Consider the following 24,320-nt stretch of genomic DNA (forward strand, 5'->3'; position numbering starts at 1 on the left):
TATGCGCCTTGTGAAGCGTCCATAACCCCGCGTTACAGCTGGCCGCCGGCCTCAGCTGGCCGCCGGCCTCAGCCCGCCGGCGGGACGTACCCGGTCGGGTCGTCGCCGAGGTCGACGATCGCGGCGACCGGGCCGCCGCCGTCGGGGCCCTGGTGAGCGGCCGAGACGGACACGAACACCGCGGGGTCGCCGGTCACGGCCGCGGTCACGCCCCCGACGGCGGACTTGATCTGGCGGTGCCAGTGCACGTCGGAGTCGTCGAGCATCGCGTTGCGGCGGCCGGCGACCTGGCCGTCCTGGCTGGCCTCGCACTTGAGGAACACGTTCACCAGACGCCCGCCCAGGTCGTCGCGGTGCGGCCGCTCGGGCAGGTCCAGCCCGGCGTCGCGGATGGCGGCCCAGATGCCGTCCTGGTCGAGCGCGTCCTTCATGACCGAGTGGCCGATCCGGAACCGGCCGCCGACGCCGCGGGCGTTGCCGACCACGACGACCTGCGCCTGGTCGAGCTCGACGCCGCTGGAGCAGGAGGCGACCGAGGAGAACAGCGACCGGTCGTGCATGACGTCGGCGTCGGTCGGCATCTCGATCTCGCCGAGGGCGACGGCGATGCCGAGCGCCGTGCAGCCGTTGGAGAGGTCCATCGACTCATGCGTGTGCTCGGTCCACACGGTCTTGCCGCGGCTCTTGGCGTCGCGGATCGTGTGGATCGTCAGCAGCGGGGTCTTGGTCTGCACGTAGTGCACGTCGGCGGGGTCGGTGATGCCGGCGCGCTCCATGGCGACCTTCACGGCGTCGGCCACCTTCGACACCATGGCGACGCGGCCGATGTCCTCGGGCGCCAGCACCTCGCTCATCGCGAACCCGACGGTCAGCCGCGGCTCGTCGGTCTGCTCCGCCTTGTCCGCGGGCATCGTAGCGAAGATCGTGGCGTGCGGGCTGATGATGCCGTCGGTGCCGCCCGACCAGACGATCGGGACCTGCTTGACCTCCTCGGCGCTGCGGCTGCCCTTCGCGACGAGCACCTCGCGGAAGGCACGGTCGGCGATGATCCGGGTGTAGTCGTTGACGCCGCCGTTGCCCTCGGTCTTCCCGATCACGGCGATCACCCGGTCGGCGTCGAGCGTCCCGTCGTCGATCAGGTCGGCGAGGCCGCTCGCGTCGGACACGGTCAGGATCGGCACCTTGCGCACGTCGATGGGCTCAGGCATCGGGATCTCCCTCAGGGTTGTTGTCGGGTACGACGACGGTGCCGGAGCGACCGTCGGGCTCGGTGACGGCGGCGACGATGGAGTCGAGGTCGGTGATCACGGCACACCGGCCGCCCTGCTCGACGAACCGGCAGGCGGCGTCGACCTTCGGCCCCATCGACCCGCTGGCGAAGTGGCCCTCCCCGGCCAGCTCGCGCATCCGGCTCACGGTGACGCGGCCGACGTCCTCGGCGTCGGGCTCGCCGTACCGCAGCACCGCGTGGGGTACGTCGGTCGCCACCACGAGCACGTCGGCGGCGACGGTCCGGGCGAGGAGGGCCGCGCCGAGGTCCTTGTCGATGACCGCCTCGACGCCGCGGTGGGACTCGCCCTCGCGCACGACCGGGATGCCGCCGCCGCCGTTGGCGACCACGACGAACCCGGCGTCGACGAGCGCGAGGGTCGCGGCGGCGTCGAGGATCTCGCGCGGCTCCGGCGAGGCGACCATGCGCCGCCAGCCCTTGGCGCCGCGGTCCTCCCAGGTCTCGCCGTGCTCCACGAGCAGGGCGGCCTCGTCGGCGGGCAGGAACCGGCCGATCGGCTTGGTGGGCCGCTCGAAGCCCGGGTCGTCGGCGTCGACCAGGGTCCGCGTCACGACGGTCGCGCTCGGCCGGCGGACGCCGCGACGGGCGAGCGCGTCGTCCAGGGCGTTCATCAGGATCAGGCCGAGGGTGGCCTGGGTCTGGGCACCGCACCAGTCGAGCGGCACGGGCGGCACGACGGCCGCTGCGAGCTCGTTCTTGACCAGCAGGTTGCCGACTTGCGGCCCGTTGCCGTGGGTGAGGACGACGTCGACGCCCTCGGCCACGAGGTCGGCCACCGACTCCATCGCGACCTTGGCGGCGGCGACCTGGTCCTCCGGCCGGGCCCGACCGTCGGGACCGGTCATCGCGTTGCCACCCAGGGCGAGCAGGACCCTCATCAGCGACCTCCTGCCACGCGCAGCACGGCGCCGGTGGCGTACGGGCAGGCGTCGCCCAGCAGCCACACGATCGCCTCGGCGACCTCCTCGGGCTCGCCGACGCGGCCCAACGGCACGTGCGGGGCGACGCGCTCCATCCGGCCCGGCTCGCCGGCGGCCTCGTGGATGCCGGTGCGCACGATGCCGGGGGCGACGGCGTTGACCCGGACTCCGTATGGCGCCGCCTCGACGGCGAGGCCCTGGGTGAGCGCGTCGACGCCGGCCTTGGCGGCGGCGTAGTGGACGTACTCCCCCGGTGCCCCGAGCGTCGCGGCGCTGGATGAGACGTTGACGATCGTGCCGCCGTCGTTGGCGGCCAGGTCCCGCAGCGCGCGCCGCGCGCAGTAGACGGCGGCGGTGAGGTTGACGTCGATGACCCGCTGGATCACGTCCGTCGGGGTGTCGACCATGGGGCCGATGTGCAGGGTCGCGCCGGCGTTGTTGACCAGCCCGGTCAGCGTCCCGGCCTCGGCGGCGGCGTCGAACAGCGCGTCGACCTGGTCGGGGTCGGTGACGTCGGCCTTGACCGTGCGGCAGGTGGCACCGGCCTCCTCGACGTGCTTGCGCGTCGTCTTCGCCGCGGTGTCGTCGCCGGCGTAGCCGAGCACCAGGTCGTGGCCGTCGCGCGCCAGGCGTCGGGCGGTCGCGGCCCCGATGCCCCGGGTGCCGCCGGTGATCACGGTGAGCGGTCTGGTCATCGCAGGAAGTCCACCTCCGCCGACGTCGCACCGGCCGCGAGGGTGGCGTAGCCGGGGCCGCGGTCGAAGAACGGCTCGTCGCCGGTGCGCGCGCCGCGCAGCTCCTCGCGCAGGGCGTCGCTGGCGGGCTCGTCGGCGACAGGCGCGTCGGCCGACCCGGTCACGACCACGCCGTAGTCGTCGCGGGCGCCGTCGCGCGACACCTTGCCCCACAGCACGTCGCGGAGGACCTCGTCGTACGGACGCTCGAGGGGGTCTCCCCAGCCCCCGCCGCCGGTGGTCCGGATCCGGATCACCTCGCCGGCGGCGACCGGCTCGGCGTCGGCCAGCGCGTCGACCTCGCGCTCGCGCGGCCCGCCGGGGTCGATCGTGACCTGGAACGGCCGTCCCGCCTTGCCGCCCTTGACGCCCCAGCAGGCCAGGATCGAGCGGTCGGCGATCGACATGAAGTGCGCGTCCTTCAGCATCCGGATGTGCTTCTCGTAGCCGAGGCCGCCGCGGTACCGCCCGGCGCCGCCACTGTCGACGGCCAGCCCGAGCCGCTCGACGACGAACGGGAAGCGTGCCTCGGAGAACTCGCTCGGCAGGTTCCGGGAGTCGGGCACGACGTGGATGGTGTCCTCGCCGTCGGCGTAGTAGCGGCCGCCGGAGCCGCCGCCGAGCACTTCGCGCATGAGGTACGGCGCGCCCTCGAGGTCGGTGCCGTAGACGCCGGTGTAGCGGATCGTCTCCTGGTCGGCGGGCATCCGGCCGTCGACCGCCTTGGCCAGCACGCCGGCGAGCACGCCGAGCAGCCGCAGGATCACGAACGTGCGCGCGTTGGTCGGCGCCGGGAACTCCGGGGTCAGCAGCGTGCCCTTGGGCGGGAAGCGCATCTCGATCAGGGGTACGACGCCCTCGTTGACGTCGAGCTCGGCCATCCGCTCCGGGGTGTCGGCGAGGTTGCGCAGGATCGGCGCCAGCCACTTCTTGAGGAAGTTGCCGTCGGCGTAGTCGCCGCAGTGGTTGATCGGGCCCTTCGCCTGCGGGCTGGTGCCGTGGAAGTCGAAGACCAGCCGCTCGCCGTCCGGGTCGTCGGCCGGCGTCCGGGTCAGCGTGATCCGCTGGGTGTGCAGCCTGGGCTCGTCGACGCCGTCGTGCTCGGCGTAGTCCTCCCACACGTACGTGCCGACCGGGATCTTGGCGAGGATCTCGCGGCGGAACGTCGCCGTGGTCTTGTCGAGCACCGCGTCGAAGCAGGCCTCGACCGTCGTACGGCCGTAGCGCGCGAACAGCTCGGCCATCCGGCGCGCGCCCATCAGGCACGCGGAGCACTCGGCGTCGAGGTCGGCGGCCAGCGACTCGGGCATCCGGGAGTTGCGGGTCATGATCTTCAGCGCCGCCTCGTTGGGCACGCCCTGGTCCCACAGCCGGATCGGCGGGACCATCAGGCCCTCCTCGAAGACCGAGGTGGCCTGGCTGGGCATCGACCCCGGTACGGCGCCGCCGATGTCGTCGTGGTGGCCGAACGCCTGCACGAACGCCACCACCTGCGGCCCCTGCCCGTCGCCCTCGTCGTGGAAGACCGGGGCGGTGACGCAGAGGTCGGGGAGGTGGCCGATGCCGCCCTCGGAGAGGTAGACGTCGTTGTGGAAGAACACGTCACCCGGCCTCATCGTCTCGAGCGGGTAGTCCCGGACGACCGGGTGCACGAGCGCGGAGTACGACCGACCGGTGAGCTTGCGCAGCCGGCGGTCGTGGATGCCGGCACGGTAGTCGTGGGCGTCGCGGATCATCGGGCTGCGCGACGTCCGGCCGATGGCGGTCTCCACCTCCATCTCGACCGAGGCCAGGTAGCCCTCGACGATCTCGACGAGCACGGGATCCACCCCCGGGTGGTCGAGGGTGCGCCGTCCTGAGCCTGTCGAAGGGTCGAGGCCACTCATGTCGCCCTCCCGATCACCAGGTTGCCGTAGCCGTCCACCCGCGCGGAGAAACCGGGGTGCAGCGGGACCGTCGAGCTGAACTCCTCGAACACCGCCGGACCGGTCACCTCGTCGCCGGCGCCGAGCCGCGCGCGGTCGTAGGTCGGCGTCTCGACCCAGTCGTCGTCGAACCAGACCTTGCGGCTGCCGGTGCGGGCGGCCTCGGCACCCTTGCCGGCGGTGATCTCGCGCAGCTCGGGCTTGCGGATCGGGCCGATGCCGGTGACCCGGAGGTTCACCCACTCGACCTCCTGGCGTGCGTCTCCGCGGAAGTCGTAGTCGTAGAGCGCCTTGTGCTCGTCGTGGAACCGGTCGGCGACGGCGGCGACGAGCTCGTCGGTGACCGGACCGTCCGGCACGTCGACCCGCACCTCGTAGGCCTGGCCGTAGTAGCGCAGGTCGGCGGTGCGGACGAACTGCCGGTCGGCCGGGTCGAACCCCTCGCGGGCCAGCGCGGCGTCGGCCTTGGCGGTCAGGTCGTCGAGCACGCACTGGACTTGAGCCGGGTCGAGCGCGGACTGCCGGCTGACGGCGGTCTGCACGTAGTCGTTGCGCACGTCGACGGTGAGCAGGCCGTACGCCGACAGGTTGCCGGGGTTGAGCGGCACCAGCACGCCCTGGAGACCGAGGATGTCGACCAGCCGGCAGGCCAGCAGCGAGCCGGAGCCGCCGAACGTGACGAGCGTGAAGTCGCGGACGTCGAGGCCGCGGTTGACGGTGACCTGCCGGAGCGCGTTGGCCTGGTTCCACGCGGAGATCTCGAGCACGCCGGTCGCGCAGGCCTCGAAGCCGAGCCCGAGCCGGCCGGCCAGGTCGCGGATGCCGCGGTCGGCCAGGTCGACCTCGAGCGGAACCTCACCGCCGAGCAGGTGCGGCGGGATCCGACCGAGCACGGCGTGCGCGTCGGTGATCGTCGGATCCTCGCCCCCCTTGCCGTAGCAGATCGGGCCGGGGTCGGCGCCGGCCGACTGCGGGCCGACCTTCAACGTCCCCTCGGGCGAGATCCAGGCGATGGAGCCGCCGCCGGCGCCGACGGTGACGACGTCGATCATCGGGATCTTGCTCGGGTAGGCACCGACGTGGCCCTCGGTCGTCAGCGCGGGATGGCCGTCGATCACGACGGTCACGTCGGTCGACGTACCGCCGCCGTCGCACGTGACCACCTGGGCGAAGCCGGCCCTCTCGGCGACCACCGCGGCACCGAGCGCGCCGGCCGCCGGTCCGGACAGCACGGTGGTGATCGGCTGGTGCACGACCTCGTCGGCCGAGAGCACGCCGCCGTTGGACTTCATCACGTAGAACGGGACCGCCCGGGCCGCGTCGAGCGTGCGGAGGTGCCCGGCGATGTTCTCGACGTACCGGCGGATGTTCGGCTTCACCGCGGCGTCGACGAGGGTGGTGACGGAGCGTTCGTACTCGCGGTACTCGCGCAGCACCTCGCTGCTGATCGACACGATCGCCGCGGGGTGCTCGCGGGCGAGCACGTCGCGCATCCGGAGCTCGTGGGAGTCGTCGGTGTAGGAGTGCAGGAAGCAGACACCCAGCGTGTTGATTCCCTGGTCGCGGAACCAGCGCGCGACGGCGACGGCGGCGTCCTCGTCGAACGGCCGGATCTCGCTGCCGTCGACGGCGAGCCGTCCGGGGACGGTCTTCACCCGGTGGGCGGGGACGATCCGGTCGGGCTTCACCCAGAAGTAGGAGTTGCCGTAGCCGTCGGGCACGGACTGCCGGGCGATCTCGAGCATGAACTCGTAGCCCTCGGTGGTGACGAAGCCGAGGTTCTCGACCTTGCCCTCGAGCAGCTTGTTGGTCGCGACGGTCGTGCCGTGGCTGACCGCGGTGACCGCGTCGCCGGCCAGCCCGAGGTCGCCGAGCACCTTGTGCACGCCGGTCATGAACCCGACCGCGGGGTCGTGCGGCGTCGACGGCGTCTTGGTGACGGCGAGCTCGCCGGTCTGCTCGTCGACGGCGACCACGTCGGTGAACGTGCCGCCGGTGTCGATGCCGATCCGGATCCGGCTCATGAGGACGGCTCCTGGTCGAGGTCCGGGCGCCGCTCGCCGACGCGGGTGAGCTGCTCGAAGGCGTGCGCGACCTCCAGCAGCCGGCGCTCGGCCTTGGGCGGGGCGACGATCTGGACGCCGACCGGCCAGCCCTCGCTGGTGAACCCGGCCGGCACGCTGATCGAGGGGCAGCCGGTGACGGTGATGAGGAAGTTGGAGCGCATCCAGTCGAGGTAGGTCTCCTGGGCGCGTCCGTTGATGGCGTGCGGGTACTCCTCGTCGGCGTCGAACGGCGGCACCTGGCTGACCGGCAGCAGGAGCACGTCGTACCGCTCGAAGAACCGCCGCGCCCGTTCGCCGAGGCTGGTCATCCGCTGCTGGGCGGTCCAGACGTCGGCGCCGGTCAGGTGCTCACCGGCCCGGATGTTGTCGGCGAGGGAGGCCTTGAACCCGTCGGGTCGCTTGGCCAGCATCTGGCCGTACGTCGCCTGGAACAGCCACGCCCGCAGCGTGCGGAACGCCTGCTCGGCACCGGTCACGTCGAGGTGGGCGTGCTCGACGTGGGCGCCGGCGGACTCGAAGACCGCGGCCTGCTGCTCGACGACGTGCGCCACCTGGCGGTCCACCTCGAAGGCGCCGCCGAGGTCCGTCGACAGCGCCACGCGCAGCCCGGCCAGCCGGCCCTCCAGCGGGGGCGCGAACGTCGCGCCCGGGTCGTCGAGCGACATCACGTTGCGCCGGGACGGGCCGGCGACCACCGACAGCAGCAGGGCGAGGTCCTCCACCGTGCGCGCCATCGGGCCGCTGACCGAGGTGAGCTCCCAGTAGTTGGTGGCCGGCCACTTCGGCACCCGTCCGACGCTGGGCCGCAGCCCGACGACGTTGCAGAAGGAGGCGGGGTTGCGGAGCGAGCCGCCCATGTCGCTGCCGTCGGCGAGCGGCACCATGCCGGAGGCGAGCGCGGCCGCCGCTCCCCCGCTGGACCCGCCCGCGGACCGGGTCAGGTCGTAGGGGTTGCGGGTGGTGCCGAAGATCGGGTTGAACGTGTGCGACCCGGCGGCCCACTCGGGCACGTTGGTCTTGCCGATGGTGACGGCCCCGGCCCGCCGGATCCGCTCGACGACCAGGTCGTCCCGGCGGGAGACGTAGTCGTGCCGCAGCGGCGACCCGAACGTGGTCGGCCAGCCTGCGGCCTCGTGGGTGTCCTTGAAGGCGTGCGGCAGACCGTGCAGCGGTCCGACGCGCTCCCCCTGTGCGAGCGCCTCGTCGGCCGCGGCCGCGCCGTCGCGGGCCCGCTCCTCGTCGAGCGACACGATCGCGTTGACCCGCGGGTTGACCGCGCGGATCCGGTCGAGGTGCAGGTCGAGCAGCTCGCGGGCGGAGATCTGCTTGGTCGCGACCGCCGCGGCCATCGCCCGGGCGGACGACCAGATGGTCAGGTCGGTGGTGGTGGGGGTCAACGGCGACGCCCCGCGATCCAGCCCCCGACGACCGCGCCGGCCAGCGCGATCGCGCCGCCGACGAGCAGTCCCTTGACGAAGTCGTTGCTGGCCGACGGTGCGGCGGCCGGTGCGGTGAACACCGCGCCACGGGTGGTCGAGCCCGTCGAGACCGCAGCCTCGGGCTCGGCCGCCCGCTCGCCGGCGAGGTAGCGGTCGATGTTGCCGAAGAACTCGGTCGCCATCTTCTTCGAGACGCCGGTGAGCATCCGCTGGCCCACACCGCCGATCATCCCGCCGACGACCGCGTCGGCGTCGTAGCTGAGCAGGGTGCCGCCGTTGTCGTCCTCGGCCTCCTGCAGGCGTACGGCGACCGTGGCGTCGATCGTGCCGGCGGCGCCGGAGCCGCGGGCCCGCATCAGGTAGGTGCCGGGCTCGGCCTGGTCGGCGATGGAGTACTGCCCGTCGTACACGCCCTTGATCGAGCCGACGCCGGCGGCGACGGTCATCGCGAACGTGTCGCCGCCGAGCGCCTCGAGCCGCTGGCAGCCGGGGATCGTCGCGACCAGCACGGCGGGGTCGTTGAGCGCCTTCCAGAGCGTGTCGGGATCGGCCTTGAGGGTGCTGGTGCCGCTGACCTTCATGACCCTGCCTCCTGGTTCTCGAGCCTCAGGTGGAACAGCTCGCTCGGCGAGATCGGCATCCGCCGGATGGTGATGCCCTCAGCATCCTCGATCGCGGCCGCGATGGCAGCCGCCCCGGGGATGACCCCGGCCTCACCGGCGCCCTTGACGCCGAGCGGGTTGAGCGGCGACGGGGTGACGAGGTGGTCGATCTCGACCTCCGGCACCTCCGATGCGTAGGGCATCAGGAAGTCCATGAACGACGCGTTGAGGAGCTGCCCGTCGGGGGCGTACTCCATCCGCTCGTAGAGCGCTCCCCCGACGCCCTGCGCCACGCCGCCGTGGATCTGGCCCTCGACGATCATCGGGTTGATCAGGGTGCCGCAGTCGTGGACCACGCAGTAGCGCAGGACCTTGATGTCGGCGGTGTCCGGGTCGGTCTCGACGACGACGGCGTGCATGCCGTTGGCGAACGTCGACCGTGGCGGCGAGTAGAACTGCGACGCCTCCAGGCCAGGCGACTCGCCCTCGGCGACGGGCGGTTTGTCCGGGTCTGCCGGTGCGGCGAACTGGGTGGCGCGCTTGGCGGCCTCGTCGAAGGCGTAGCGCAGCGGGTTGGACAGCACGGCCACCGCGCCGAGGTCGACCGACGCGCCGTTCTCACCGGTGCCCTTGACCCGGACGTTCCCGTCGACGATCTCGAGGTCCTCCACGGCGGCCTCGAGCGCGTCGGAGGCGATCCGCAGCGCCTTCTCGCGTACGGCGCGCGCGGTGACGGCGACGGCGGAGCCGGACATGACGGCGGTGCGCGAGGCGAACGTGCCGACGGCGTACTTGAAGCGGCGGGTGTCGCCGGTGGTCACCCGGATCCGCTCGAACGGCACGCCGAGCTCGTCGGCGACGATCTGCGCGAGCATCGTCTGGTGGCCCTGGCCCTGGGTGGTGAGACCGGTCGACACGACGACGGTGCCGTCGGTCTCGACCCGGATGTGGCCGCCCTCGTAGGGACCGACGCCGGTGCCCTCGACGTAGCAGGCCATCCCGATCCCGACCCGGCGTCCCTCGGCGCGCGCCTGCTCGCGGTAGGCCGCGAAGTCGTCCCAGCCGACGAGCTCCTTGAGCTTGGCGAGCGAGCCCGGGAAGTCGCCGGAGTCGTAGAGCAGCTGGCGGCCGTCCTGGAAGATCAGCCCCTGGTCGTAGGGCATCTCGTCGGGCTGGATGAAGTTGCGCTCCCGCACCAGCGCCCGGTCGAGGCCGAGGTCGGCGGCGATCGCGTCCATCGTGCGCTCCATGACGAAGCAGCCCTGCGGCCGGCCGGCGCCGCGGTACGGCGTGACGATGACGGTGTTGGTGTAGAGGCTCTCGAACTCGACGCGGTAGGCGCCGGGCTTGTACGGCCCGAGCAGCTGCGTCGAGGTGATGATCGGGACGATCAGGCCGTACGGGATGTACGCGCCGTGGTCGTGCCAGAACTTCACCGACAGGCCGAGCAACCGGCCCTCGTCGTCGTACCCGACGCGCACGTGGTGGAGCTGGCCGCGCTCGTGGGCGGAGGAGACGAAGTGCTCGCGGCGATCCTCGGTCCACTTGACCGGGCGGCCGAGCCGGAGCGCCGCCCACGGGACGAGCACCTCCTCGGGCCAGGGGTGCACGATCTTGACGCCGAAGCCGCCGCCGACGTCGGGCGTGACCACCTCCACCCGGTCGACCGGCAGGTTGAGCTTGGCCGCGACCGCCTGCCGGACGCTCGTGGAGGTCTGGGTGCTGGTGTGCACGGTGAGCGACTCGTCGTCGGCGTCCCAGCGGGCGTGGACGCCCTTGCCCTCCATCGGCATCGACGCGCTGCGCTCGATGGCGAGGTCGAGCTCGAGCCGGTGGGGTGCGGCGTCGATGGCGGCGTCGGCGTCGCCGGTCTCCTGGACCATCCGGGCCGCGACGTTGCCGGGTACGTCGTCGTGCACGAGGTGCTCGGCGGCCCGGGCGGCCTCGACGCCGACGATGGGGGTCAGGAACTCGTAGTCGACCCGGATCCGTTCGACGGCGTCCTCGGCGGCGTACCGGTCGCTGGCCACGACCATGACGATCGCCTCGCCGACGTGGTTCACCTCGCCGTTCGCCAGGGCGTGCTGGGTGCGGCCGTGGGTCAGCGTGGGGTGCGGGATGAGCAGCGGCAGCGCCTGCGCGACGCGGGTGCCGTGCTCCTCCTCGTCGGCGACGAGGTCCTCGTAGGTGTAGATCGCCACCAGTCCCTCGACGTCGAGCGCGTCGGTCACGTCGACGTCGACCACCCGGGCGTGCGCGTGCGGGCTGCGCACGAACGCGACCTCGAAAGCGTCGTGGCCGAGGTCGTCGAGGTACCGGCCGTTACCGGTGACCAGGCGTGGGTCCTCGACCCGCTTGACGGGCTCGCCGACCATGCGCGTCGTCATGGCGTCGGCTCCCGTCGGAGCTCGGCCGCGCGCTCGACGGCGGAGACGATGTTGACGTAGCCGGTGCAGCGGCACAGGTTGCCGCTCACCGCCTCGCGCGCCTCGTCCCGCGTCGGCGCGGGGTTGTCGTCGAGGAACGCCGTGATCGTGGTGATGAACCCGGGCGTGCAGAAGCCGCACTGCAGCGCGTGGCACTCGTGGAACGCCTGCTGGACCGGTCCCATCCCGCCGTCGGCGGACCGGCAGCCCTCAACGGTGGTGATCTCGGCGCCGTCGAGGCTCACCGCGAACAGCAGGCAGGAGCGCATCGGTGCGCCGTCGACCAGGACGGTGCAGGCGCCGCAGACGCCGTGCTCGCAGCCGACGTGGGTGCCGGTGAGCCGCAGGTCGTGGCGCAGCGCGTCGGACAGCAGCCGTCGGGCCGGGAGGTCGAGGTCGTGGCGGACGCCGTTGACCGTGAGCGAGACCCGGGTGGTCGAGCCGGTCGAGACCACGTCACTCATGCCGCGCTCCTCCGGGTGCCACGCGCCGCTTCGTGCGCCTGGGCGACGGCGCGCTCGGTGAGGACGTGGGCGAGGTGCCGCCGGTACGTCGCGGTGGCGTGGATGTCGTCCTCGGGATCGATGGCGGCGTCGACGAGCTCGCGGGCGCGGGGCGTGTCGACGCCGCCGCCGGAGCCGCTCACCGCGGGACCGAGGTCGACGACGACGGGGCCGGCGCCGACGGAGATGAGCCCGACGCGCGCGCCGGTGACGGCCAGGTCGGCGTCGACGGTGACGAGGGCGGCGACGCCGCACATGGCGTAGTCGCCGTGCCGGCGGGCGAGCTCGACGAAGGCGGAGCCGGTGCCGGCGGGCGGCCGGCGGAAGGTGGCGGCCACCGCGACCTCGGCGTCGGCGTGCTCGGTCTCCATCGGACCGACGAAGAAGTCGGCGGCCCCGACGGAACGGCTGCCGTGCGGGCCGACCAGTTCGACCTCGCCGTCGAGGACCGCGAGCACGGCGGTCATCTCCGCGGCCGGGTCGCCGTGGACCAGGCTGCCGACCGTCGTACCGCGGTTGCGGATGGTGGGGTGTGCGACCTGGCCGAGGGCCTGGCGCAGCAGCGGCAGCGCGGCGAAGGCCGCGGCGTCGTGCTCGACCCGGGAGTGCCGGGCCAGGGCGCCGACCCGGACACCGGTGGAGGTGACCTCCACGGTGTCCAGGCCGGCCACATGGTTGATGTCGACCAGGTGCCCGGGTGCGGCCAGCCGCATCGACATCAGTGGGACGAGGCTCTGACCGCCCGCGAGCACCTTCGCACCCTCGCCGGCGTGCGCGTCGAGGAGCTGCACGGCCTCCTGGACGGTGGCCGGTCGGTGGTAGGTGAACGCGGGCGGTTTCACGAGCCTCCTTCGCCCTGGACGGGCCTGCTCACGGCATGGTCCGAGCACGAGACGGGCAGGCTACGCCTTCAGTGGGCGCGGTGCGACCCGTCTTCGTGACCCGGCACGTCCTCGTCGTGGTGAACCCCCGTGTGACCCACCGCGAGCATCGTGCCGTCGTCCTTGAGCTCGGCCGGGGCGACCGCGCGGGCCAGGTGGTACATGACGAGGCAGACGATGGTGCCGAGCGCGATGCCGGCGAGGGAGAAGTCGTTCGTGATCTTGAGCGTGGTGTCGCCGATCGCGATGATGATGCCGGCGGCGACGGGGACGAGGTTCACGGGGTTGGCGAAGTCGACCCCGTTCTCCTTCCAGATCTTCGCGCCGAGCAGGCCGATCATGCCGTAGAGGACGACCGTGATGCCGCCGAGCACGCCGCCGGGGGTGGCGGAGACGATCGCGCCGAACTTGGGGCTGAGGCCGAACAGGATCGCGACCAGCGCCGCCACGTAGTACGCCGCGGTCGAGTAGACGCGGGTCGCGGCCATGACGCCGATGTTCTCGGCGTACGTCGTCGTCGGCGAGCCACCGACCGACGAGGTGAGCACGGTGGCGAAGCCGTCGGCGGCGATGGCGCGGCCCATGACCGGGTCGAGGTCGCGCTTGGTCATCTCCGCGACGGCCTTGACGTGGCCGGTGTTCTCGGCGACGAGGGCGATCACGGCCGGCAGCATCAGCAGGATGAACGCGACGTTGAAGGCCGGCGCGTGGATGCCGACGACGCCGTTGGCGAGGTCGCTCACCGGCGGGAAGCCGACCCAGTCAGCCGCCTTCACACCGTCCCAGTTGACCCGCCAGTGGGTGGTGACCTTGCCGGCGGCGGGGTCGAACGAGGTGATCGGGCCGAAGATCCGGTCGAAGAGCCACGACAGCACGTAGCCGAAGATCAGGCCGAGGAAGACTGCGATGCGGCCGAGGAACCCCCGGAACCCGACCGCCATCAGGATGACCGCGGTCATCGTGAGCAGCGCGACCCACTGGTCCTGCGGCCAGTAGATGTCGGCGACGACGGGAGCGAGGTTGAAGCCGATCAGCATGACCACGGCACCGGTGACCACCGGGGGCAGCACCCGGTGCAGGACGGCGGACCCGAGGAAGTGGATCAGCACACCGATGATCCCGAGCACGATGCCGGCGACGAGGACCGAGCCGGTGACGTCCGCGGCGTTGCCGCCTTGGGCGTAGATCGCCGCCGCACCACCGACGAACGACGCCGACGTGCCGAGGTAGCTCGGGACCTTGCCCTGCACGATCAGCAGGAAGCAGATCGTGGCGATGCCGCTCATCATGATCGCGAGCTGGGCGTTCAGGCCCATGATCAGCGGGAACACGAACGTGGCGCCGAACATCGCGACCACGTGCTGGGCGCCGAGCCCGACCGTCCGTCCCCAGGACAGCCGCTCGTCCGGTGCCACTGCCGCACCGAGAGGCGGCGTCTTTCCGTCGTAGACGACCTTCCAACCAAACGCCATGGCAGGCCTCCCTGCTCACAAGCTCCGGCCCGAGACCCGACCTCACGTCGAGGTCGGCCGCCGGCGCACCCGTCACCCGGGTCGGTCGACCCGGTTCAGGGTCACTGTGCACCCGGGCCCGTGGTTCGGCCAGCACCGAAAGGATCGACACGCTGCGTAATCTGGCGCCATGGGAGCGTTCCTGCCCTGCGCCGCGTCGTCGCTCGTGTCCGGTGTGCTGGGTTCCGCCGACCGGTGGGTCGAGGCGGCGCGCACCCGGGTGAGCGTGCATCTCGAGACCGGTTCCCCGGATGTCCCGATTGTCTGTGTCGGACTGCCCGAGGCGATCCGGCTGCCGTACGGCGTGGTGGTGGAGGCGCTCCCCGACGGGCCGGTGTCGCTGGCTCCCCGCCGCTGGTGGCGGCCCGACCGGCCGGCCGGCCTGGCTCCCCCGGCGCCGGCGCGGATCGCCCGCTGGACGCGCCCGCTGCCGCCGCCGGACCCCGCGCGGCTGCTCGGCCGGGGCGCCGGCCTGACCCCGGACGGTGACGACGTGCTCGCCGGTCTCCTGGTCGCGGCGGCGGCGGTCGACGACCCCCGGCTGGGCGAGTGGCGCGCCGCGACCCGGTCGGCGCTGGCGGCCCGCCGTACGACGGCTGTGTCGGTGGGCATGCTGCACGCCGCCCTCGACGGGTGGTCCGCTCCACCGCTGGCCGGCGCCGTCCGGGCGCTGTGCGGACCGGACGACCCGACGCCGGCCGTCGACGCCCTGCTCGCCGTCGGGCAGTCGTCGGGCCGGTCGCTGCTCGACGGGGTGCTGTACGTTCTCGCGTCCCAGCCCTGGGAAGGAGCCGCATGAAGCAGGTGGACGTCCGGAAGGCGTACGTCGACTCCGTGACCCTGATGCAGGTGAGCCGGCGGGTCGCGGACCTCGACGGGGTCGCCGCCGCGCTGGTCGCGATGGCGACCGACCTCAACCTCGAGCTGGCCGCCGGGATGGGCTTCGACGTCCCGGCGACGGTCTCGGGCAACGACATGCTGGTCGCGCTCGACGTCGCCTCCGACGACGTGCTGGCCGCGGCACGGACCGAGGTCGACGCCGCGCTCGCCGCGGCGTCCCGGCCGGCCGCGGGCGGCTTCGGGGACGCGCCGCCCCCGCCGACGATGCGGGCCGCGACCCGTGACGCCGACCCCGAGACGGCCGTGGCGCTGGTGTCGACGCCCGGGCAGTACGCCTTCGCCGACGCGCTCGACGCGGTCGACGCCGGACTGCTGACGATGGTGTTCAGCGACAACGTGTCCGTCGCCCAGGAGGTCGCGCTCAAGCGGCGCGCGGGCGAGACGGGCGCCCTGGTGATGGGCCCCGACTGCGGTACGGCGGTCGTCGGAGGCGTCGGGCTCGGGTTCGCCAACGTCGTCCGGCCGGGACCCGTCGGGATCGTCGCCGCCTCGGGCACGGGCGCCCAGCACCTGCTCGCCCTGCTCGACGGGGCCGGCGTCGGGGTGTCGCACTGCCTCGGGGTCGGCGGGCGCGACCTGTCGGCCGACGTCGGCGGGCTGTCGACGCTGCGCGCGCTCGACCTGCTCGACGCCGACGAGGCCACCGAGCTGGTCGTGGTGATCTCCAAGCCACCGGCGCCGGAGGTCGCCGAGAAGGTGCGCGCGCACGCCGCCTCGCTGGGCACTCCCGTCGTGTTCGGGCTGCTCGGCCCCGGGCAGCCCGACCTGACCGCCACGGCCGCGGCCGTCGTGGAGGCGGCCGGCGGCACCTGGACCGCGCCGGAGAGCTGGGGCGGAGCCGTGTCCTCACGGCGCGGTCAGGGCGTGCTCAAGGGTCTGTTCGTCGGCGGCACCATGCGCGACGAGGCCCGGCTGGTCGCGGCCTCCGCCTTGGGGCTGGAGCCCGCGTCTCTGGAGATGGTCGACTTCGGCGACGACGAGTACACCCGCGGTCGGCCGCACCCCATGATCGACGGCTCGCTGCGGCTCGACCGGATCGCGCACGAGACCGATGACCCGACCTGCGGCGTGCTGCTGCTCGACGTGGTGCTCGGTCTCGGCTCCGACCCCGACCCGGCCGCGGCGCTCGTCGAGCCGGTGCGGCGCGCGACGGCGGCCGGCCTGCCCGTCGTGGTCAGCGTCATCGGGACGCGCGACGACCCGCAGGACCTGCGCCGTACCGCCGGAGCGCTCACCGACGCCGGCGCCGCCGTCTTCCTGTCCAACGCCGCGGCCGCCCGGGCCGCCGCCGACCTCGCGGGAGCCTCGTGATGCGCCTCGGCACGCCCACCACCGTCCTGACCGCCGGCGCCGAGCTGCTCGCCGACGCGGTCGCGCAGCAGGCCGTCGACACCCGCCGCGTCGCGTGGCAGCCACCCGAGGGCGACGCCGACGCGCTGGCCGCGGTGATGGCCGACCCGCGCCGGGCCTCGGCCAACGAGACCGCACTGTCCCGGATGCTCGCGGCCGAGGCGTCGCTCGTCGACGTGAGGCCGGCGTCGGAGGCGCTCGGCCTCGGGCCGGGCGAGTTCCTGCACGCCGGTCCCCCGGTCACCTGGGAGCGCGCCTCCGGCCCGATGAAGGGCGCGCTGATCGGCGCGATGCTGCTCGAGGGGCTCGCCGAGACGCCGGAGGCGGCCGAGGCCGCGCTCGCCGCCGGCGACGGCGTGGCCTGGGAGCCGTGCCACCACCGTGGCGCGGTCGGCCCGATGGCGGGCGTGGTGACCCCGTCGATGTGGGTGTTCGAGCTGCGTGACGACGTGCACGGGAACGCGTCGTGGTGCTCGCTGAACGAGGGGCTCGGCAAGGTGCTCCGGTACGGCGCCTACGGCCCCGAGGTGGTCGACCGGCTGCGCTGGATGGGCGACGTCCTCGGGCCGCTGCTGCAGACCGCCGTCCGCCGTACCGGCGCGGTCGACGTGAAGGCGATCGTCGCGCAGATGATCCAGATGGGCGACGAGGGCCACAACCGCAACCGGGCCGGGACGCTGATGTTCCTGCGCGAGGTGCTGCCCGCACTCGTCGACTCGGGCGCGCCGTCGGACGACGTCGCGGAGGCGGTGCGGTTCGTGGCCGGCAACGACCACTTCTTCCTCAACCTCGTGATGCCCGCGTGCAAGCTGCAGACCCGCGCCGCGGCCGGGATCGACGGGTCGTCCGTGGTGACCGTGATGGCCCGCAACGGCACCGACTTCGGCATCCAGGTGTCCGGCACCGGCGACGCGTGGTTCACGGCGCCGGCCAACACGCCGGAGGGGCTCTACCTCGGGGCCTACGGTCCCGACGACGCCAACCCCGACATCGGCGACTCCGCGATCACCGAGACGGCCGGCATCGGCGGCATGTCGATGGCGACCGCGCCCGCGATCGTCCGGTTCGTCGGCGGCTCGGTGCCCGACGCGCTGGCCACGACGCAGCGGATGTACGGCATCACCGTCGGCGAGAACCCCGCCTTCGGCATCCCGATCCTCGAGTTCCGCGGCGCCCCGACGGGCATCGACGTCACCTCCGTCGTCCGGTCGGGCGTGCTCCCGCAGATCAACACGGGGATGGCCGGCCGGGTCGCCGGGACGGGCCAGGTCGGCGCCGGCCTGGTCACGCCCCCGATGGCCTGCTTCACCCAGGCCCTCGACGCGCTCGCGGCGCGGGCGCAGCAGCCGTAACGCGAGGTGGCAAAGCAGCTGTAACGCGGGGTTATGGACGCTTCACAAGGCGCATGCCGCTTGGGATGCGTCCGTATTCCTAGGGAAGTTGCGGCTCGTCAGTCCAGCCACCACGCGTAGAGCGCGCCGCCGACCGGCGACAGCCCGAGGCCCAGCATGGCCGCTGCGCTCGTCGCACCGACGATCCAGAGCGTCTTGCGCGCCGCCCCCGAGGTCCGCCACTCGGCGACCAGCCCGTGCAGGCTCGCGAACACGCCCAGGGCGGCGATGACCGCCCCGAACATCACCGTGAGCATGCCGCCCAGGTCGAAGAACCTGGCCAGGCCCGGCTCGTTGCGCGGCCAGAGGTCCTTGGGGTCGTGCAGACCGGACGCGACCTCCGACAGCGGCAGCCGGTCGAGGTCGTTGACGTAGTACGGCACCAGCAGGAACACCACGAAGCCGATCAGCGGCAGCACGCCCGCGGCCAGCGCGAGCCACGGCGGCACGGTGCGCGGGGGCTCGCGCAGCGCGGTCGCCTGGCTCGTCGGCATGCGCTCAGTGTGCGTGTGCCGCGGCCCGCCGTACAGCCTCCGCCCCGGGACCACTTCCCCAGGCGTATGGACGCTTCCCCAGCGGCATACGCCCTGTGAAGCGTCCATAACCCCGCGTTACAGCTGGTCCCGGCCGCTCTCAGTCGTCGCGCTCGGTCCGGGTCAGCACCTCGACCAGCCCGCGCAGCTCCCGGACCTGCCGGGTGGCGCGGGCGCCGTCGGACGACTGGATGCCGAGGGTCTGGGCGGTGGTGCCGTCGGCGAGGTCGAGCGTCGCCCAGGGGCTGCCGGGGCGCATCGAGACCCGGACGACCTCGTTCCACTCCAGCGAGCGGGAGCGGTAGCCGTTCACGATCCGCAGGCCCTCGGCCCTCGCCTCGACGCGGCTGCGGGCCAGCCCCCAGCCGAGCGCGAGGAAGCCGAGTCCGAGCACGATGATCGTGCCGCGCTGGAACGTCGTGAACTTCGCCTGGATCTCCGGCGGGAACGTGAACCACACGACCGCGGCGACCAGGACCAGGAGGCCGCCGAAGACGAACACCGCTATCCGGACGCCGAGCGGTCGGAACGTGTGCGGCAGGCGCACGGGCAGCGCCGGCCCCGTCGACTCAGAGTCGTGCGGCATGGATGTCCGTGGACAGGATGCCCCGCGCGCCGAGGTCGTACAGCTCGTCCATCACCCGGTGGGCGGTGTCGCGGCGCACCATGGAGCGCACGGCGACCCACCCTTCCCGATGAAGCGGCGACACGGTCGGGCTCTCGATGCCGGGCGTCAGGGCAACGGCCCGCTCGACGTGCTCGACGGGGATGTCGTAGTCCATCATCACGTACGACCGGGCCACGAGGACGCCCTCGAGGCGGCGCCGGAACACCTCGAAGCCCGTCGGTACGGCGGAGCCGGCGCGCGTGACGAGCACGGCCTCAGACTCCAGGATCGTCTCGCCGAACACCTCGAGCCCGGCCTGCCGCAGCGTGCTGCCGGTCTCGACGACGTCGGCGATCACGTCGGCGACGCCGAGCTGGACCGACGTCTCGACCGCGCCGTCGAGCCGGGTGACGGTCGCGTCGATGCCGCGCTCCTCGAGGTAGCGCCGCACCACCCCGTCGTACGACGTGGCGATGCGCGTGCCCGCGAGGCCGTCGAGGTCACGGACGGTGCCGGCCGGGGCGGCGAAGCGGAAGCGCGAGCGGCCGAAGCCGAGCGGCAGCACCTCCTCGGCCTTCGCGCCGCTGTCGAGCAGCAGGTCGCGGCCGGTGATGCCGACGTCGAGCGTGCCCTCCCCGACGTACAGCGCGATGTCGCGCGGCCGCAGGTAGAAGAACTCGACCGCGTTGTCGGTGTCGGTGAGCGTGAGCTGCTTGCTGTCGGTGCGCTGCTTGTAGCCGGCCTCGCGCAGCATGTCGGAGGCGGACTGCGAGAGCGAGCCCTTGTTGGGGATCGCGATGCGGAGGGTGTCGCCTCCGTTGGTGATGCTCATGGGGTGTGGGTCCTCGGGATCAGAGGTGGGCGTAGACGTCGTCGAGCGACAAGCCGCTGGCCAGCATCAGCACCTGCGCGTGGTAGAGCAGCTGGCTGATCTCCTCGGCCGCGCGCTCCTTGCCCTCGTGCTCGGCGGCCATCCACGACTCGGCGGCCTCCTCGACCAGCTTCTTGCCGATGGCATGGACGCCGGCGTCGAGCGCGGCGACCGTGCCGCTGCCCTCCGGTCGCGTCTGTGCCTTCTCGGAGAGCTCGGTCCAGAGCTCGTCGAACGTCTTCACGGCATGAACCCTACGGCCACGGTCCGTTGGGCTAGCTCCGGACGTCCCGGAGCGTGGTCGCGGTCACCAGGGCGGCCGACGTGGCCTCGTAGCCCTTGTCCTCCGAGGACCCCTCGAGGCCGGCCCGGTCGAGCGCCTGCTGCTCGTCGTCGCACGTGAGCACGCCGAAGCCGACGGGGATGCCGGTGTCGAGGGTGACCCGGGTGAGCCCGTCGGTCGCGGCCTGGCAGACGTAGTCGAAGTGTGGGGTGCCGCCCCGGATGACCACGCCGAGCGCGACGACGGCGTCGTAGCCGCGCTCGGCCAGCGCCTTGGCGACGACGGGCAGCTCGAACGACCCGGGGACGCGCACGACCTCGGGTGCTTCGACCTCGTAGGCGTCGAGGGCGCGCTGCGCGCCGGCGAGGAGGCCGTCCATCACCTGCGTGTGCCAGCTCGACGCGACGACGGCGACGCGCAGGTCGCTGCAGTCGAAGGGCTGGTCGGTGGGGGCGCCGTGGCCGCTCATGCTGTCGCTCCGGGGGTCTGGTCGGTGAGGTCCGGCAGGTGGTGGCCCATCCGGTCCCGCTTGGTCAGGAGGTACCCGATGTTGTGGTCGTTCGGGTGCGGCGTCAACGGCACCCGCTCGGTGACGGGCACGCCGTAGTCCTGCAGGTTGGTGACCTTGTCGGGGTTGTTGGTCAGCAGCCGCACGGAGCCGACACCGAGGTCGCGCAGGATCTGCGTGGCGGTGCCGTAGTGCCGCGCGTCCGCAGGGAGGCCGAGCTCGAGGTTCGCGTCGACGGTGTCGCGACCGCCGTCCTGGAGCTGGTAGGCCTGCAGCTTGGCGACAAGCCCGATGCCGCGGCCCTCGTGGCCGCGCAGGTAGACGACGACACCGCGGCCCTCCGCCACGATCCGCTCCATCGCCTCCTCCAGCTGGGGCCCGCAGTCGCAGCGGTGGGACGCGAACACGTCCCCGGTCAGGCACTCGGAGTGCACCCGGGTGAGCACCGACTCGCCGTCGCCGAGGTCGCCGTGCACGAGCGCGACGTGCTCGGTGCCGTCGATGGTCATCCGGTAGCCGTACGCCGTGAAGTCGCCCGCCCGGGTCGGGAGGTGGGTCTCGGCGACGCGCCGTACGTGGCTCTCGTGCCGGCGGCGGTAGTGGATCAGGTCGTCGATCGAGATCATCGCCAGGTCGTGCTCGTCGGCGAAGTCGCGGAGGTCCTGGCCGCGCTTCATCGTGCCGTCGTCGTTGACGATCTCGGAGATCACGCCGGCCGGGGTGAGCCCGGCGAGCCGGGCCAGGTCGACGGCCGCCTCGGTGTGCCCGGGCCGCGCGAGGACACCGCCCTCGGCGTACCGCAGCGGGAACACGTGGCCGGGCTGGGTGATCTCGAACGGCTCGGTGGCCGAGTCGTTCAGGACCCGCACGGTGTGCGACCGGTCGGCGGCCGAGATCCCGGTGGTGACGCCGTCGCGGGCGTCGACGGAGACGGTGTACGCCGTCCGGTGCCGGTCGCGGTTGTGCGGGGTCATCAGCGGGATGCCGAGCCGGTCCAGGGTGGCAGCCTCCATCGGGGCGCAGATCACGCCCGAGCTGTAGCGGATCGTGAACGCCATCAGCGCCGGGGTCGAGCGGCTGGCGGCGAAGACCAGGTCGCCCTCGTTCTCGCGGTCCTCGTCGTCGACCACGACGACGGCCTTGCCGGCCGCGATGTCGGCGATCGCGCGCTCGACGGTGTCCAGCCGCACGCTCATGCCACGGTCTCCACGGTCGGCTCGTCGGGCTTCGGTACGGCGGCTGCGCGCGACGCCTTGAGCCAGACCACGAAGCCGAGGATGACGAACCCGCCGTACACGAGGTACATCGCCGCGGTCGGGTAGTAGCCGGCCTGCACCAGCGTGGTCACGCCGACCACGTCGACGAGGATCCAGACCAGCCAGAACTCCACCCAGCCGCGTGCCATGCCGTAGGTCGCGAGCATCGAGCCGGCCAGGATCCAGGCCTCGGTCGTCGGGCCCCAGGAGCCGATCCGGGTCAGCACGGCGTACGCGACGGCGTAGCCGACGACGCCGAGGCCGACGAGGAGCAGCCGCTCCCGGCCGGTCGCCCAGCGGGGCGTGATGGCGCGGCCGTCGGCCGAGCCGCCCTGGCGGCGCAGCTGCGACCAGCGCCACCAGCCGTAGATCGACACGGCGGCGAAGAACACCTGGCGGCCGGCCTGTCCCCACAGCGGCTCGGTGACGGCGCCGCTCAGCTCACCGGTGGCGAAGACGGTGAACAGCAGGACGTTGCCGACGAGACCGACCGGCCACGCCCAGACGACCCGGCGCATGCCGAGGACGGCGCTGGCGAGGCCGAACAGGTTGCCGACGACCTCGGGGACGCGCAGCTCGCCCCCGGGCACCGCGAAGGTGCCGTGGATCAGCCACTCGATGATGCTCATGCGTTCTCCTGGGGGTCCTGGGGGGACTGTCGGTGCTCGAGCAGGCGCTCGACGTACTTGGCGATCACGTCGACCTCGAGGTTGACGGGGTCGCCGGGCTGCTTGAAGCCGAGGGTGGTGCGGGCCAGCGTCTCGGGGATGAGGCTGACGGTGAACGAGGCGTCGTGGACGTCGACGACCGTGAGCGAGATGCCGTCGACGGTGATCGAGCCCTTCGGCACGAGGTAGCGGGCCAGGTCGGCGGGCAGCTCGACCTCGACGACCTCCCAGTGCTCGCTGGGGGTACGGCGCAGCACGGTGCCCGTGCCGTCGACGTGCCCCTGGACGACGTGTCCGCCGAGCCGGGTGGTGGGCGTGACGGCGCGCTCGAGGTTGACCTTCGACCCGATGTCGAGGACGCCGAGCGAGGTCTTGCTGAGGGTCTCGTGCATGACGTCGGCGGTGAACGTCTCGCCGTCCCGCTGTGCGACGGTGAGGCAGCAGCCGTTGACGGCGATCGAGTCGCCGAGCGAGGCGTCGGTGGTGACGAACGCGCCGCGCACGGTGAGCCGGATCGCGTCGTCCTGCTGCTCGATCCCCTCGACGACGCCGAGCTCCTCGACGATCCCGGTGAACATCAGTCGTTGTCTTCCTTCCGGTCCTGCGGCGTCATGGTGAGCCGGACGTTGGTCTCCTCGCCCTCGCCGAGCACGGTCACGTCGGTGACGGCGAGGTGCCAGGCGTCGGCGATCGTCGTGACCCCGAGGTCGCCGACGGCCGAGCGGCCGGTGCCCAGCAGCATCGGGGCGACGTAGGCGACGACCTCGTCGACCAGCCCGGCCCGGAGGAACGCCGCGGCCAGGGTGGGGCCGCCCTCCAGGAACACGTGCTGCCGGTCGCGCGCGAACAGCGCGCCCAGCGCCTCGTGCGGGTCGCGGGTGCGGAGATGGACGAAGTCGGCGGCGTCGTCGCGGACCCGTCGGTCGGCGGGCACGTCGCGCAGCCCCATCACCGCGCGGAGCAGCTGGCGCTCGCGCGGGAGGTTCTCGTCGGCCTCGTCCCTGACGGTGAGCTGCGGGTCGTCGACGAGCACGGTCTCGGTGCCGACCAGGATCGTGTCGCACCGGGCGCGCAGCCGGTGCGTGTCGATCCGCGCCGGCCGTGACGACACCCAGCGCGACGTACCGTCGGCGGCGGCGCTGCGACCGTCGAGCGTGGTGGCGAACTTCCAGGTCACGAAGGGGCGGCCGTGCTCGACGGCGAAGGTCCACTCGCGGTTGACCGCGCGCGCCTCGTCGGCGAGGAGCCCGCCGACCACCTCGACGCCGGCGCGCCGCAGTGTCGCGGCGCCGCCCTCGGCGACCGGGTTGGTGTCTGCCTGGGCGTACACCACCCGCGCGACCCCGGCCGCGACCAGCGCCTCGGCGCAGGGTCCGGTGCGGCCGGTGTGGTTGCACGGCTCGAGCGTCACGACGGCGGTGGCGCCACGGGCGCGGTCCCCGGCGCGAGCGAGCGCGTCGACCTCGGCGTGCGGCGAGCCCGCGCCACGATGGAAGCCCTCGGCCAGCGTCGTCCCCATCGGCGACAGCAGCACGCAGCCGACGCGCGGGTTCGGCCCGAGCGGGACGCCGGGCGAGGTGGCCAGCGCGAGCGCACGCGTCATCGCGGCCTGCTCGGCGGGGCTGGTGCCCGGCCCGCTCCCGGTGCTCAACATC

Annotated in this window: 23 protein-coding genes; 3 read left to right on the top strand and 20 right to left on the bottom strand. The window is 72.9% G+C overall.

Annotated features, from left to right (window positions below; all coding sequences use genetic code 11):
- Positions 1 to 68: 68 nt before the first annotated feature.
- From bar to ETU37_RS14150, 11 genes are all read right to left on the bottom strand, one after another.
- Positions 69 to 1,208 carry a barbiturase gene (gene bar / locus ETU37_RS14100; RefSeq protein WP_129987985.1) on the bottom strand — a complete coding sequence of 380 codons (1,140 nt, stop codon included), beginning with the start codon at positions 1,206 to 1,208 and terminating at the stop codon, positions 69 to 71.
- Complete coding sequence (locus ETU37_RS14105; RefSeq protein WP_129987986.1) at positions 1,201 to 2,169, bottom strand: carbamate kinase; 969 nt, start codon at positions 2,167 to 2,169, stop codon at positions 1,201 to 1,203. Before ETU37_RS14105 ends, bar begins: the two co-directional genes overlap by 8 nt.
- Positions 2,169 to 2,906 (bottom strand): SDR family NAD(P)-dependent oxidoreductase, encoded by a 738-nt coding sequence (locus ETU37_RS14110; RefSeq protein ID WP_129987987.1) that lies wholly within the window; start codon positions 2,904 to 2,906, stop codon positions 2,169 to 2,171. The genes ETU37_RS14105 and ETU37_RS14110 overlap by 1 nt, the downstream gene beginning before the upstream one ends.
- Positions 2,903 to 4,831, bottom strand: a complete 1,929-nt coding sequence (locus ETU37_RS14115) for a hydantoinase B/oxoprolinase family protein (protein WP_129987988.1) — start codon at positions 4,829 to 4,831, stop codon at positions 2,903 to 2,905. Before ETU37_RS14115 ends, ETU37_RS14110 begins: the two co-directional genes overlap by 4 nt.
- Positions 4,828 to 6,894, bottom strand: coding sequence for a hydantoinase/oxoprolinase family protein (locus tag ETU37_RS14120; protein ID WP_129987989.1), 2,067 nt, complete (start codon positions 6,892 to 6,894; stop codon positions 4,828 to 4,830). Before ETU37_RS14120 ends, ETU37_RS14115 begins: the two co-directional genes overlap by 4 nt.
- Complete coding sequence (locus ETU37_RS14125; protein ID WP_129987990.1) at positions 6,891 to 8,333, bottom strand: amidase; 1,443 nt, start codon at positions 8,331 to 8,333, stop codon at positions 6,891 to 6,893. The genes ETU37_RS14120 and ETU37_RS14125 overlap by 4 nt, the downstream gene beginning before the upstream one ends.
- A complete protein-coding gene (locus tag ETU37_RS14130; protein WP_129987991.1) occupies positions 8,330 to 8,956 on the bottom strand; it encodes an SRPBCC family protein in 627 nt (208 codons plus the stop codon). The genes ETU37_RS14125 and ETU37_RS14130 overlap by 4 nt, the downstream gene beginning before the upstream one ends.
- The gene (gene cutA, locus ETU37_RS14135; RefSeq protein ID WP_129987992.1) at positions 8,953 to 11,364 is read right to left on the bottom strand and encodes an aerobic carbon-monoxide dehydrogenase large subunit; all 2,412 of its coding nucleotides are present in this window, start codon (positions 11,362 to 11,364) and stop codon (positions 8,953 to 8,955) included. Before cutA ends, ETU37_RS14130 begins: the two co-directional genes overlap by 4 nt.
- Positions 11,361 to 11,867, bottom strand: a complete 507-nt coding sequence (locus ETU37_RS14140) for a (2Fe-2S)-binding protein (protein WP_129987993.1) — start codon at positions 11,865 to 11,867, stop codon at positions 11,361 to 11,363. The genes cutA and ETU37_RS14140 overlap by 4 nt, the downstream gene beginning before the upstream one ends.
- Entirely contained in the window at positions 11,864 to 12,748 is an 885-nt protein-coding gene (locus ETU37_RS14145) for an FAD binding domain-containing protein (RefSeq protein WP_129987994.1), read from the bottom strand. Before ETU37_RS14145 ends, ETU37_RS14140 begins: the two co-directional genes overlap by 4 nt.
- 68 nt (positions 12,749 to 12,816) lie before the next feature.
- Positions 12,817 to 14,259 carry a uracil-xanthine permease family protein gene (locus tag ETU37_RS14150; protein ID WP_129987995.1) on the bottom strand — a complete coding sequence of 481 codons (1,443 nt, stop codon included), beginning with the start codon at positions 14,257 to 14,259 and terminating at the stop codon, positions 12,817 to 12,819.
- Between the two features lie 169 nt (positions 14,260 to 14,428).
- Here ETU37_RS14150 and ETU37_RS14155 point away from each other — a divergent pair, with 169 nt between their 5' ends.
- Genes ETU37_RS14155 through ETU37_RS14165 form a run of 3 tightly spaced genes read left to right on the top strand, consistent with a single transcriptional unit; the run spans position 14,429 to position 17,900 of the window.
- The gene (locus ETU37_RS14155; RefSeq protein WP_129987996.1) at positions 14,429 to 15,097 is read left to right on the top strand and encodes an oxamate carbamoyltransferase subunit AllH family protein; all 669 of its coding nucleotides are present in this window, start codon (positions 14,429 to 14,431) and stop codon (positions 15,095 to 15,097) included.
- Entirely contained in the window at positions 15,094 to 16,509 is a 1,416-nt protein-coding gene (locus ETU37_RS14160) for an FdrA family protein (RefSeq protein ID WP_129987997.1), read from the top strand. Before ETU37_RS14155 ends, ETU37_RS14160 begins: the two co-directional genes overlap by 4 nt.
- Positions 16,509 to 17,900, top strand: coding sequence for a YlbE family protein (locus ETU37_RS14165; protein WP_129987998.1), 1,392 nt, complete (start codon positions 16,509 to 16,511; stop codon positions 17,898 to 17,900). The genes ETU37_RS14160 and ETU37_RS14165 overlap by 1 nt, the downstream gene beginning before the upstream one ends.
- A 98-nt stretch (positions 17,901 to 17,998) precedes the next feature.
- On the opposite strand, the gene ETU37_RS14170 is transcribed toward ETU37_RS14165, so the two are convergent.
- From ETU37_RS14170 to ribD, 9 genes are all read right to left on the bottom strand, one after another.
- A complete protein-coding gene (locus tag ETU37_RS14170) occupies positions 17,999 to 18,433 on the bottom strand; it encodes a hypothetical protein (protein ID WP_129987999.1) in 435 nt (144 codons plus the stop codon).
- A 139-nt stretch (positions 18,434 to 18,572) separates the two neighbouring features.
- Positions 18,573 to 19,058, bottom strand: a complete 486-nt coding sequence (locus tag ETU37_RS14175) for a PH domain-containing protein (protein WP_129988000.1) — start codon at positions 19,056 to 19,058, stop codon at positions 18,573 to 18,575.
- The gene (gene hisG, locus ETU37_RS14180) at positions 19,042 to 19,911 is read right to left on the bottom strand and encodes an ATP phosphoribosyltransferase (RefSeq protein ID WP_129988001.1); all 870 of its coding nucleotides are present in this window, start codon (positions 19,909 to 19,911) and stop codon (positions 19,042 to 19,044) included. Before hisG ends, ETU37_RS14175 begins: the two co-directional genes overlap by 17 nt.
- A gap of 19 nt (positions 19,912 to 19,930) precedes the next feature.
- A complete protein-coding gene (locus ETU37_RS14185; RefSeq protein WP_129988002.1) occupies positions 19,931 to 20,194 on the bottom strand; it encodes a phosphoribosyl-ATP diphosphatase in 264 nt (87 codons plus the stop codon).
- A gap of 31 nt (positions 20,195 to 20,225) precedes the next feature.
- Positions 20,226 to 20,702: a 6,7-dimethyl-8-ribityllumazine synthase gene (ribH, locus tag ETU37_RS14190; RefSeq protein ID WP_129988003.1), complete on the bottom strand. Its 477-nt coding sequence runs from the start codon at positions 20,700 to 20,702 to the stop codon at positions 20,226 to 20,228.
- Entirely contained in the window at positions 20,699 to 21,937 is a 1,239-nt protein-coding gene (locus ETU37_RS14195) for a bifunctional 3,4-dihydroxy-2-butanone-4-phosphate synthase/GTP cyclohydrolase II (protein ID WP_129988004.1), read from the bottom strand. Before ETU37_RS14195 ends, ribH begins: the two co-directional genes overlap by 4 nt.
- The gene (gene pnuC / locus ETU37_RS14200) at positions 21,934 to 22,626 is read right to left on the bottom strand and encodes a nicotinamide riboside transporter PnuC (RefSeq protein WP_129988005.1); all 693 of its coding nucleotides are present in this window, start codon (positions 22,624 to 22,626) and stop codon (positions 21,934 to 21,936) included. Before pnuC ends, ETU37_RS14195 begins: the two co-directional genes overlap by 4 nt.
- Entirely contained in the window at positions 22,623 to 23,243 is a 621-nt protein-coding gene (locus ETU37_RS14205; RefSeq protein ID WP_129988006.1) for a riboflavin synthase, read from the bottom strand. Before ETU37_RS14205 ends, pnuC begins: the two co-directional genes overlap by 4 nt.
- The gene (gene ribD / locus ETU37_RS14210; protein WP_240755741.1) at positions 23,243 to 24,319 is read right to left on the bottom strand and encodes a bifunctional diaminohydroxyphosphoribosylaminopyrimidine deaminase/5-amino-6-(5-phosphoribosylamino)uracil reductase RibD; all 1,077 of its coding nucleotides are present in this window, start codon (positions 24,317 to 24,319) and stop codon (positions 23,243 to 23,245) included. Before ribD ends, ETU37_RS14205 begins: the two co-directional genes overlap by 1 nt.
- Position 24,320: the final 1 nt, after the last annotated feature.

This window comes from Nocardioides iriomotensis, assembly GCF_004168035.1.
Classification (GTDB): domain Bacteria; phylum Actinomycetota; class Actinomycetes; order Propionibacteriales; family Nocardioidaceae; genus Nocardioides_B; species Nocardioides_B iriomotensis.